The organism is Tenacibaculum sp. MAR_2009_124 (assembly GCF_900105455.1).
In the GTDB taxonomy this organism is placed as follows: Bacteria; Bacteroidota; Bacteroidia; order Flavobacteriales; family Flavobacteriaceae; genus Polaribacter.
Map to the genome: position 1 here is coordinate 226,796 of NZ_FNSF01000005.1, position 12,450 is coordinate 239,245.

At 32.1% G+C, this 12,450-nt stretch carries 11 protein-coding genes; 4 read left to right on the forward strand and 7 right to left on the reverse strand.

Features of this window, described 5'->3' with window-relative positions; translation table 11 throughout:
- Nucleotides 1-57 precede the first annotated feature (57 nt).
- The 4 genes from pabB (at nt 58) to BLW23_RS11845 (ending at nt 5,597) form a co-directional block, all read left to right on the forward strand.
- Nucleotides 58-1,374, forward strand: coding sequence for an aminodeoxychorismate synthase component I (gene pabB / locus BLW23_RS11830; protein WP_093670093.1), 1,317 nt, complete (start codon nt 58-60; stop codon nt 1,372-1,374).
- Between the two features lie 82 nt (nt 1,375-1,456).
- Nucleotides 1,457-2,278 carry an alpha/beta hydrolase gene (locus tag BLW23_RS11835; RefSeq protein WP_093670095.1) on the forward strand — a complete coding sequence of 274 codons (822 nt, stop codon included), beginning with the start codon at nt 1,457-1,459 and terminating at the stop codon, nt 2,276-2,278.
- A gap of 5 nt (nt 2,279-2,283) precedes the next feature.
- Nucleotides 2,284-3,609, forward strand: coding sequence for a tRNA lysidine(34) synthetase TilS (gene tilS / locus BLW23_RS11840; RefSeq protein WP_093671766.1), 1,326 nt, complete (start codon nt 2,284-2,286; stop codon nt 3,607-3,609).
- An 11-nt stretch (nt 3,610-3,620) separates the two neighbouring features.
- Nucleotides 3,621-5,597 (forward strand): protein-disulfide reductase DsbD family protein, encoded by a 1,977-nt coding sequence (locus BLW23_RS11845; RefSeq protein WP_093671768.1) that lies wholly within the window; start codon nt 3,621-3,623, stop codon nt 5,595-5,597.
- Between the two features lie 68 nt (nt 5,598-5,665).
- Here the strand turns inward: BLW23_RS11845 and BLW23_RS23235 are convergent, their stop codons facing one another.
- From BLW23_RS23235 to BLW23_RS23245, 7 genes are all read right to left on the reverse strand, one after another.
- Nucleotides 5,666-5,830, reverse strand: coding sequence for a hypothetical protein (locus BLW23_RS23235; RefSeq protein WP_176829807.1), 165 nt, complete (start codon nt 5,828-5,830; stop codon nt 5,666-5,668).
- A gap of 86 nt (nt 5,831-5,916) precedes the next feature.
- Entirely contained in the window at nt 5,917-6,099 is a 183-nt protein-coding gene (locus tag BLW23_RS23035; protein ID WP_143032161.1) for a hypothetical protein, read from the reverse strand.
- A 229-nt stretch (nt 6,100-6,328) separates the two neighbouring features.
- Complete coding sequence (locus BLW23_RS11855) at nt 6,329-7,618, reverse strand: HlyD family secretion protein (RefSeq protein ID WP_093670099.1); 1,290 nt, start codon at nt 7,616-7,618, stop codon at nt 6,329-6,331.
- Nucleotides 7,619-7,677: 59 nt separating this feature from the next.
- Entirely contained in the window at nt 7,678-9,864 is a 2,187-nt protein-coding gene (locus BLW23_RS11860; protein ID WP_093670101.1) for a peptidase domain-containing ABC transporter, read from the reverse strand.
- A 29-nt stretch (nt 9,865-9,893) separates the two neighbouring features.
- Nucleotides 9,894-10,070 carry a hypothetical protein gene (locus tag BLW23_RS23240; protein WP_176829808.1) on the reverse strand — a complete coding sequence of 59 codons (177 nt, stop codon included), beginning with the start codon at nt 10,068-10,070 and terminating at the stop codon, nt 9,894-9,896.
- A 109-nt stretch (nt 10,071-10,179) separates the two neighbouring features.
- Complete coding sequence (locus BLW23_RS11865) at nt 10,180-11,757, reverse strand: vitamin K epoxide reductase family protein (RefSeq protein ID WP_093670103.1); 1,578 nt, start codon at nt 11,755-11,757, stop codon at nt 10,180-10,182.
- A gap of 463 nt (nt 11,758-12,220) precedes the next feature.
- Nucleotides 12,221-12,376, reverse strand: a complete 156-nt coding sequence (locus tag BLW23_RS23245) for a hypothetical protein (protein ID WP_176829809.1) — start codon at nt 12,374-12,376, stop codon at nt 12,221-12,223.
- Nucleotides 12,377-12,450 lie beyond the last annotated feature (74 nt).

Consider the following 12,450-nt stretch of genomic DNA (forward strand, 5'->3'; position numbering starts at 1 on the left):
TTTAAGTTTCATTTTTTCATGTTATCAAGTTTACTGTGGGTTTCTTATTTTTGCGCAATGCAAAGAGTGATTCGAAATTTTTCTATAGACAACCCAACTGAGTTTAAAAACAAACTTTTTGGATGGTCGAAACAATACGAAACTGCAGTTTGGCTAGACTCTAACAATTACAATCAAAAATATAGCTCGTTTGATTGTGCATTGGCTGTAGAAGAGTTTACTTCTATTAAAACAGATTATTACAATGGTTTTGATAAGTTAAAAGAATATCAATCATACACTAAAGATTATATTTTTGGTTATATTTCTTACGATGTCAAAAATGATGTTGAAGAATTACAGTCTAAGAATTTCGATGGGCTTCATTTTCCTGATTTATTTTTCTTTCAACCTCAAAAGTTAATCCTAATCAAAGGTAAAACTGTCGAGTTTCATTATTTAAATATGATTGATGATGAGCTAGAAGAAGATTTTGAAGAGATTTTTCAAGCGAATCCAACTCTTATCAACTACGAAAAGAGACCTAATAACGGCAATGATTCAGTAAAAATAAAACTGAGAATTCACAAAGATGAATATCACCAAAAAGTCAACAAAATCTTAGAGCATATTCATAGAGGAGATATTTACGAAGCCAATTTCTGTCAAGAATTTTATGTTGAAAACACTGAAATTGACCCTTACGATATTTACACACATTTAAATGCAATATCAGAACCTCCTTTTGCCACATTTTTCAGAAATGAAAATCAATATTTGCTGTCGGCTTCCCCAGAACGATACATTAAAAAAGAGGATCGTAAAATAATATCTCAACCTATCAAAGGAACCGCCAAAAGGCTAATTAATAAAATTGATGATGAAAAAATTGCATTTGACTTATCAAGAGATGATAAAGAGCGTTCCGAAAACATTATGATTGTTGATTTAGTGAGAAACGATTTATCACGAACAGCTGAGAAAGGTAGTGTTCAAGTGGAAGAATTATGCAAAGTATATTCATTTAAGCAAGTGCATCAAATGATATCAACAATAACCTCTACTATTGAGCCAACAAGGCATCCAGTCGACGTCATTCGAGACACCTTTCCTATGGGTAGTATGACAGGAGCTCCAAAAATTTCCGCAATGGAAATCATAGAGAACTTAGAGGAAAGTAAAAGAGGGTTATACTCGGGTACTGTTGGATACTTTACTCCTAGTGGCGACTTTGATTTCAATGTTGTTATTAGAAGTATTTTGTATAATTCAGCTAATAAATACATTTCCTTCTCCGTTGGTGGAGCAATTACGGCGAAATCAACTCCCGAAAAAGAATATGAAGAATGCTTATTAAAAGCGAAAGCGATGAAATACGTTCTATTGAATTCTTAAGTGTTTCATAAATATATTTGATAAATCCTTTCATTTTAACTACTTTGAGTCGATAAGTTAACCAACTATTTAACAAAATACGATGACACACAAAAGCTTTACATACCCATTTCATGAAACCACATTTTTCGGACAATATTGGCACCCTGAAAAAGCAAAGGCCGTAATAGTTATAATTCATGGTATGGGCGAACATTCTGGTCGTTATGAACATGTTGCGAACACGTTCGTAAAGAATAATTTCGCAGTTATTGCTTTTGATCACTTTGGTCATGGAAATACAAAAGGTAAACGAGGTCATAACCCAGGGTATTCATATGTATTGGATAGTATTACTGAACTTATTAAGAAATCAGAAGCATTGTTCGGAGTTCTTCCAACTTTTTTATATGGTCATTCTATGGGAGGAAATGCTGTTATTAATTATTCCCTTAAAAGAAAAAGTAATATTAAGGGCGTTATTGCCACAAGTCCTTTTTTAAGACTTGCCTTTGAACCACCTGCTTGGAAGTTAACTTTAGGAAAATTAATGCAAAAAATAGCTCCTTCGATTACGCTTGGAAATGAATTGGACGCCAACGATATTTCGAGAGATCCTATTGAAGTTCAAAAATATGTTGATGATCCATTAGTTCATGATAAGGTAAGTCCTAATTTTTCACTGAGCTTTATTGACGCTGGAGAATGGGCCATTTCAAACGCTAATTCATTAAAAACCCCTATGTTCATATTACATGGAACTGAAGATAAAATTATCGATTATAAAGGCTCGCAAGAGTTCGCTGAAAATTCTAATTTAACAACTATCAAAATATACGAAGGAGGCTATCATGAACTTCAAAACGATCTTTGTAAAGAAGAATTATTAACTGATGTTACTCATTGGTTAAATACTCAAATCTAAATTATATGGAGCACAAACTTGCCGAACATTTAATTTCTAATTTCCCATTTTTAACTGGAAAAAATATATTAATTGCTATATCAGGAGGGATTGATAGTGTGGTCGCTGCCCACATTCTAAAGAAGCTCTCTTATAAAATATCACTGGCACATTGCAATTTTCAGCTCAGAAATAAAGAAAGTAATGATGACGAGCAGTTTATTCATAATTTAGGAAAAGAGCTAGAGCTTGAAACCCATATCACAAAGTTCAATACTTTAGAATACGCTTCAAAACGAAAATTATCAACTCAAATTGCAGCAAGAGAACTTAGATACGAATGGTTTGATTCTTTAGTAAAAAATAACGGCTACGATTATCTTATCACTGCACATCATGCGGATGATAATTTAGAAACATTTTTAATTAACCTTTCAAGAGGAAGTGGCTTGGATGGGTTAACTGGAATTCCAGAACGAAATGATTACATTTTACGGCCTTTTTTACCGTTTTCAAGAGAAGAAATTGAGCTTTATGCGACTGAAAATCATATTTCTTGGAGAGAAGATGCAAGTAATTCCGAGACAAAATACGTTAGAAATAAACTTCGTCACACCGTTGTTCCTGTTTTAAAAGAAATTAATCCGAGTTTATTAAAATCGTTTGGAAACACTTTAAAATATTTAAAACAAGGGCAACGAATTATAAACGACAAAACTAAGGAAACAACCCTAGAAATTACTGAAAAAGAAGGAGATACATTAAAAATAAACATTAAAAAACTTAAAGAGCTATCAAGCCCAGATGCTTATTTATATCAAATCCTTCGTCCCTACGGATTTACGGAATGGAATGATGTAAATACCCTTGTTGAAGCTGAAAATGGCAAATTAATTGCAACAAAATCACATACTTTACTAAAAGACAGAGATTTTTTATTACTTTTACCACCTTATAAACTTACATCCCCTGACACCCAGAAGTTTGCTATAAACAGCGACACTCTAACTATCTCAGAGCCTATAAGTTTGTTATTTAAAAACGTTCAAAAAACAACATTTTTAGGCAAAAAGTCTATTTATGTTGACAAAAATTTACTAAATTACCCCCTGACTGTGCGTAAATGCAAAGCCGGAGACCTGATTTATCCTAAAGGAATGAAGGGAAAAAAGAAGGTTAGTAAATATTTAAAAGACGAGAAATTATCATTAATAGCAAAACAAAATACATGGTTGCTTTGTTCCAATAAAAATGAAGTAATTTGGATTATTGGTAAAAGGCAAGACCGCAGATTTTTGCCTTTAAAAGGTTCAGCCAGTATTTTACAAATATGTATATATCAACCCCTGTAAACTATTATAGAATGAAAAAACTCATTACTCTGATTTTGTTTTTTATAGGTTTTGTTACTTTCTCCCAGACTGATGACGCACCTTTAGAGGTAAATCCTACAGTTAAAAAAGTATCAGACACAGAATATGACTTGATCTTCGAAATTTCGATTGCTGAAGATTGGCATTTATACTCTCAATACAATCCCGAGGATGCTTCTTTACCAATGACTATTTCTCCAGCAGAAGGAGAAACTGGTTATACTTTAGTTGGAAAAGCAACCGAAAGTGAAACTGAAAGTGAATTTAGTGAAATCTGGGGAAAAGATGAAATCTTTTTTATGGACGAGGCGACACTTATACAGCGTATTACTGTACAAGATTCTACCTTAACAAAAATCACTCTTAATCTTGATGCTCAAGTTTGTAAAGAGTACTGTTTACCTTTCGATGAAGATTTTACATTTGGATTTTCGCTTAAAGGAGGAGAAGTAGTTCAAACTACGACTGAGCTGGATGACAGAAGTAAATCATTATCTGAATCTTTAAAATTAGATTTGAAAAATGAGGTAATGTTAAGAAGTGAAGCTTCTGAAGAAACTGACGAAAAAAACAGTAGTCTTTTAAATATATTCTTACTTGGATTTGTTGGAGGTTTATTAGCATTCTTAACTCCTTGTGTATTCCCAATGATTCCTTTAACGGTTTCTTTCTTTACAAAGAAAAATGAGAAAAAAGTTCAAAGCTCTGGAAATGCAATATTATATGGTTTATTTATCGTCCTTATTTACGGGCTTTTAAGCTTACCTTTCCATTTCTTAGACAGCTTGGATCCCGAAATACTAAACAATATATCGACAAATATCTGGTTAAATATTTTCTTTTTTGTTGTTTTGGTATTCTTTGCAGGTTCATTTTTCGGATTATATGAATTAACACTACCAGCATCTTGGACCAATAAAGCGGACAGTGCTTCTGGTATTGGAGGTGTTTTAGGTATATTCTTCATGGCATTAACATTAGCCATTGTATCTTTCTCTTGTACTGGACCAATTTTAGGTTCGTTACTAGCGGGATCTTTGTCTTCTGATGGAGGAGCAATGTTGTTAACCGCCGGAATGGTTGGATTCGGACTTGCCTTAGCTTTACCTTTTGCAGTTTTTGCTAACTTCCCTAAATGGATGGCTAAAATGCCTAGATCGGGTAGCTGGTTAAATACAGTTAAAGTAACTTTAGGTTTCTTAGAATTGGCACTTGCATTTAAGTTCTTATCGAATGCCGATTTAGTTGGACACTGGAATATTCTTAAAAGAGAGGTGTTTATTGGGATTTGGGCCTTATTAGCCTTATTGATGGCACTCTATTTATTTGGATTTATAGGAAAGAAATATGGAAAAGTTTCTATGTTCCGAGTTTTAATAGGTCTTATGATTTTAGGTGTAGCTGGATATTTAGCTCCTGGAGTTTTGCAAAAACCTACTTGGGATCAAAGTAAATTATTAAGTGGATTTGCTCCACCGAAATTCCATAGTATTTATAAACAAGGTGATAATCAATGTCCTTTAAACCTAGATTGTTTTAAAGACATAGATGAAGGTATCGCTTATGCAAAACAAGTTAACAAACCCGTGATTTTAGATTTTACAGGATGGGCATGTGTTAACTGTCGAAAAATGGAGGAGAATATTTGGAGTCAACCAGATGTTTATAAAATTTTAAGTAACGAGTTTGTAATCATCTCATTATACGTTGATGATCACCAAAGAATGCTTCCTAAAGACGAACAATTCGACTATATTAAACCAAATGGTAAATTAAAGAGAATTAGAACTTACGGTGACAAGTGGGCTACATTGCAAACAGCCAACTTTAAGATTGCCTCGCAACCTTTTTATGTTGCTTTAAGTCCGGATTTAGAAGTATTAAATACTCCTGAACAATACACAGACAAAGAGAGCTATGAAAAATGGTTAAATACGAGTGTAGATCGTTTTAAAGAAATAAAATAAGATACAAATCATTTTATATATTAATAAAAAGCCTCCGAATGGAGGCTTTTTTGTTTTTAGTAGTGTAATTAATCTATCGGACCACCATAAGCGCACTCGCTTTCAGAACAGTGATTCCCCCAATCAAGGCACACCTGACTCCAACGAGGCTTACATTGCTTTCTACCTCCGTTAATTGTTACTTGTTCAGTTTTTTTTAGTAGTTTTCCTAAACTAGAAATTTGGTTTTTCATAATGAAAAGTTTTAATATTAGGTTAATTTTCACCCAGATCATTTAAAGACATTCCAGGTCTATGTCTATTTTTTTGTATTTCATTCTTAGCAAGAAGGAAAATGAGGTCGATCTTCAATACATTGATAGCAATCCCAAACGCAGCCACTTGTATTTTCACATCTGTTACTATTTAAACTTTGACACCTCGAACCATTCGCGGCTCCGCATATATTTATTAGATCCTTCTTTGAAAGAACCTTTCCTAAATTTGAAATTTGGTTTTTCATTATTTTTATTTTTATTAATTATCGGTTACATGAAATGTCATATTGAAGACTCTTCAAAAACCAATCAATTAGCTCTTGAAAAGGAACAGCATTATCCTAAGTAACAATAGTTAAACGATACAATTGTTTAATTGTTACCTTCAAAAAGCCAAAAAAATATTAAATATTTCATAAATAAATTTGGCTCTTACAAACTCTGCTCAAGAGAGTTTTAACTAAAAAAACTGTGTTATTTAATAATCTTTTTAAGTTGATAAAAAAACCTTTCAATAAGTCTTAAATCTTCAGTAACGATATCCGCGCTACCTTGCATTTCCTGCTTAAAATCAATCTTCTTATCGTAAGTAGTTACTAATTCTTTAGGCAATAAGACATCAATTAAATATTTACCCTCTGCGTCGGGAACCGGCGAAATAGATTTCACTTTCCCGTTTAATTCTCCAAACTCATCCGAAGGATAGTTAAAAAGTTTTATTTGAACTTTCTGCCCTTTCTTAATTTTACCTGAATTCGCAACCGGTGCCTTTATCTTACCAATAAATGCATCACTTTTACCCGGGATAATGGTAAAAATTAAATCTCCTGACTTTACTGTTTGGTTTTTATTCCAAAATGACAAAAAGGAAACCTCTCCATTAATAGAAGACTTCAAAGCATAGGTCTTTTCCCAGTCTTTAATAGCTTTTTTTAGATACAAAAATGACTGTATAGCCTTCTTTTTTAAACGCACGTCATTTTGCGTCTTTTTTATAGAAGTTCCTTCTAAATTCTTAGCTGAATTACTAATTAGTTCTCGGATCTGAGAAATAGAACTCTCTAAACTCTTATACGCTCGTTTTGCTTGAAGATACTCTATTTCTTTTTGCTCTTTGTCCTTTTCAGAAATAACTCCTTCAAGAAACATTTTTCTACTTCTTTTAATATCTGTATCCTTAAATCTTAGCTCTCTCATATTCAATTCTTTTTGGGATAACAGATTTTGAAGTCTCACTTTCGCTTCAATAACAGACATTCTATTGGCGAAGGTTTCTGACTTAAATGGCGTTAGTTTTTCATTAAGTACATAGTCCGAATAATCATTTTCAAATTGAGCAAAACTAGTTGTGATATCCCCTAAAATTAGCGGTGGCAACTTCTCTATAGGAAATTGGAATACATCTTGATTTGTTGAAACGGTATCTACCACACCTTTTAACAATAAAACATCTTGATATAGAGAACTATTATCTATTACAGCTAATACATCACCACTTTTTACTTTTTCTCCTTCCGTGGTTAAAAAAACCTCAAACTGACCTCCAGTTTTTGCATATATTTTTTCTGGTGGAGACGCGGTAGTAACCATTACCTGAGTAGATATTACATCTGGATATTTCACAAACCACGAAATAAACAATAACATCAATATTAGCAAAAGTAACAAGGTATTTCCCCAACGGATCATCCAGTTAGGCATGTAGGAAAGGATTTCTTGTACTTCTTCGCTCCTTATTTCAATATCAGAATTATTTTCTGGCATAAAACTTTATTCAATTACTTCGTATTATATTTATGATTTCCTTTCTCTCGTTAATAATCTTACTTACCTAAGTTCAATTGATTTTTAACTAAATGGTAATAACTTCCTTTCAATTTAGTAAGCTCTTCGTGATTTCCTTTTTCAATAATTTTACCTTTATCAAGCACTACTATTTGATGAGCATTTTTTACAGTACTTAATCGATGTGCTATCACAACTCCCGTTTTATCAGAAAAAAACTTATTCAAATTTTCCATAATTACCTTTTCATTATTGGCATCTAAAGCGCTTGTCGCTTCATCAAAAAACAAAAATTTCGGGTTTTTATACACGGCTCTCGCAATAAATAATCGTTGTTTTTGCCCTGTACTTAAACCGCTTCCTTCACTTCCAATTTTTGTATTGTACCCCAAAGGTAAACCATTAATATAATCTCTTATATTCGCTACATCAATAGCATGGTTTAATTTTTCTTTGTCTACATAATCTTCGCCAACAGCAATATTTTTGGCAATGGTATCATTAAAAACATAACCTTCTTGCATTACTACACCGCAGTTTCTTCTCCATTCCTGTTGAGAAAGGTTTTTTAAATTAAAATTACCCACAGTAATATCACCTCCATCAGTTTTATAAAAACCTAATAACAATTTCATTAATGTTGTTTTACCACTACCACTTACTCCCACAATTGCCGTGGTTTTATTTGCAGGAATATCAAGTGACAAATTCTTAATAACTGGTTCCAACCCACCTGTATATCGAAAAGTAACATCTTTAAGTTGAATAGAAACGTTTTCAGGAATTACCCTTATCTTTTCTTCAGTATGATTTTCCTCTTCTTCCATATTATGAATTTCACCCAATCTGTCCAATGATATTTGTGCATCTTGAACATCTCTCATAAAGTTAATCAGCTGAACAATTGGACCATTCAGCTGACCAACAATATAACTTATTGCCATCATCATCCCTAAGGTGATTTGTCCATCAATTACCAACTTCGCCGATAAAATTGTAATGAACATGTTCTTTAACTCATTTATGAAATTTGACCCGACACTTTGAGTTTGCTCTAGCGCTAAACTCTTCGTGGCGACTTTAAACAATCGTGCTTGTACATATTCCCAATTCCAACGCATGCGCTTTTCGGCATTATGAAGCTTAATCTCTTGCATTCCATTAATCAACTCAATTACCTTACTTTGTTCTTCACTAACTTGTGAAAACCTTTTGTAATCTAATTCTTTTCTCTTTTTAAAGAAGAAAAGAACCCACCCGAAGTAAAGTACACTCCCTAGCACAAAAACACCAAAGATTTGCATACTATAATACCCAAGGACAATACTAAAAATAATTAGGTTAAAAAATGAAAACAATACCGTTAGAGACGATGTTGTAAGTATTCTTTCAATACGTTTATGATCATTTATTCTTTGCAATAAATCTCCTGTCATCCTTACATCAAAATAAGAAATAGGTAATTTCATTAACTTGATAAAAAAATCAGAAATCAATGAAATGTTTATTCTTGTACTCAAATGCAGTAATATCCAGCTTCGAATAATTTCTAACGAAGCTTTTCCTAAAAACAAAAATAACTGAGCAAACAATATCAGGTATACAAAGTTTAAATCCTGATTTTTTATTCCAACATCAACCACACTTTGTGTTAAAAAAGGTAATATTAATTGTAATAAACTTCCCGCTAATAGACCAATGATAAGCTGAACAATGAATTTTTTATACTTAATTAAGTATTTAAATATAAATGAAAAGCCAAATTTTTGATCTTGATCAAATTCTTCACTGTAAAAAATGGGTGTTGGCTCTACTAACAGAGCAATACCTTCTTCAGTGTTTTCGTCAGCATTATTCCCTATCCAGTTCTGAATGAATTCATCTTTTGAATAAGTAAGTAATCCATGGGCAGGGTCAGAAATATAAACTATGTCTTTCTTAATTTTATAAAGAACCACATAATGGTTTTTGTTCCAATGCAAAATACAAGGTAGTGGAGCTTCTTTTAATTTACTAAAAGCTAGTTTAATACCTAAAGACTTGATTCCTATAGATTCTACAGCCTCACTTAAACCTAATAAACTACTTCCTTCTCGTGTAGTTTCACTTAGGCTACGAAGTTGTTGCGTATTTATGGTTTTACCATAATACTTCGCAATGATCTTAATACAGGTTGGACCGCAATCCTTTGCTTCAGTTTGTTTATAGTTCGGAAATTTTTTCAAAAAAAAATAATCTTATATTACGTTATATATTAGTATGCTCGACAACAAATAGACACTCCGTATACTGGATGCGGATGATGTCCACGGCGACAAGTGTCTTTACTATTAAAATAGCCTGCTCTGCATACAAATCCTCCTCCTCCTTGAATACTTTTTTGAGTTTCTGAAGTCAATACTTCTCCTAAGTTTAATATACTTTTTTTCATAATTAATAAAATTTGGTTAGGTTATAGAGTGAAAATTATAGACACTCACTCCATGTGTCTATTCTTCGCGAAAGAATATTTTAATTGGCCTATTAGCCACAGTATTTTGTTAATTCACAACTTCTGATTGTTCTTCAAGTTCTTCTATAAAGAATACCAAATCTGACCGATCATATTCCTTAGGAAATGCTTTACCATTAATAAGAATTTCAGGTGTAAAATTTATCCCATTTTCTTGACACCAATCTTTTTCTCTTTCTAATTCTTCGACAAATACAGCTTTATCTTCACCCCAGTTCTTAAGCCATACCTTTGCGTTCCCTTCTTCGTAAATCTCCTTCATTGCCACTAAACAGGTTTCTTTTCCTCTTTCATGATAAATATGTATCAGTTTACTAGTAATTTTAACCAATTCACTTTCAACATCGCTAGTATTTACATTAAATCTCACCCTTATCTTAACTGCATTTGGATACTTTTGTAAAATTTCTTCAATATGTTTATGAACTGGTTTACAATGTCCACAAAATGGGTTTGTTATAACGACCAACTCTAAATTAGAGTCTAAATTTCCAAAAACAATTTCTTGACTATCATCTATTGCTGTATTCAAACCAGTCGATTTATTTAACAAGCTTTGGAAAAGCCCAAAATTTCTTTTGAATTTAGTCGACTTTACTTTTTCCTTTCTCAGATCAATCACTTCATTTAATATTGGTCTTAACTGAGTCCATGCTACCAACAATGACAGTGAAATCACTACGAAAAATAAGCTGCTATTTATTTCGAAAACTAACTGAGGTGTTATAAAAAAGGTCACTATAGCCTGTAACCATAAAACCCCTACAATGCTCAAACATAACAAACACCATTTTTTTAAAACTGCGTATTGATAATAGATCGAGTATAACGTAACAGGTATGGCTGCATAGGTAATAAGTAATGCTAGGTTAGGATTCCCTATTTGAATCAAAGTAAAAAGTATCATTGTTCCGAAATAAACAATGCTAAAATCACTTAATTTAAACCCTTTTAATATTTCAGCTCCTTTTGATGTTAGAACTGCATCACAATCTTTTTTATCATCAGTTTCCGAGCAAAAGGCATCTCCAATTGAACTTTGCAACCCAAACTCTTGCCTTAGAATTGCTACACTAACTATAAATCCAACTACAGATAATAGTAAATGAAATACACTGAAGACATTGTTGTAATGTTTAAATATTAAAACGCTGAAAAGACCAAACAAAAGAATATATGCTACATACTTTAATGTTCGATTGTCTGATTTTGAAATAACCTGAACCTCATCCGTTTTCTCCACGGCAACAATGATTCCTGTGAACACCTCCAAAAACTCCTTTATCCTCTGAAGCTTCTTTTTGCCTTCAATATTTACTATTGTTATTATTTCTTTAGACCTTTCTACAACTACAAGTTCCTCTCCGTTTTCAGGTGTTTTTATTTGAGCTAAGAAAATATCGGGTAGTTGTCCTAAAATATCTTCTGTTGCCGGAACCTCAGCTGCTACATTTTCTATATTGAAATGGTCCAGAACTCCAGTTATTGCATGTAAACTTGGATAAGAAGGATGACTTTCTATTTGAAAACTTAACTCATCCTTGTCAAACGATATTTTATTTTTTTTCAGTAGTAGTGAAACTAAAAAATTAAGCGATTTTTTCAATTCGGTATAGTTTATTAAGTGTTAGCTTTTTCTTCAGAATTTCTAAATATAATATCTTCAAATCAAAAAATCGTTATTGTTTTCATAATTTTTGAAACATAATGAATTATTTAATTATGAAATAACCAAGTTTAAAAATCTCTATTTACAAAGTTAGGCCCAAATACTGCTCCAGCACCGTTCTACCTTAAACGGAATTTACTCCTTGAAAACACGTTATTATCTAATAGAACTTTTAATAATTCACTATTCAATTAATCCTATAAATACATTGTTCAAACTTGAAATATTTGAACTTTTCAGTTAGCAATTAGCCATGTTAAACGTTAGTGAAACAATATACACTTACCATAAAACACCTATTACGAGGTGTTTATTTATGTCCGATAGTTTAAACAAAATTTAGAATAATTGCAGGTAATCTAATATAATGAAGAAAAAGAGTAGGTACCCACTCTCCATATTATGATTCATAGCAAGGGTAACAAGCTATAATTCTACCATTTAATACAACTGGGCATTCCTTTCTTCTACAATGAATAAAAGGTTGACCTCCATTAATAGATTTTTGGTCTTTTTTAGAAATTGTAGTTCCAAGTTTTGAAATTGATTTTAACATAATAAAGAATTTAATATTTAATAATAAGGGGAAAAGTTTAGAATCGTTACCCAATAATATAAGTATTTAACATA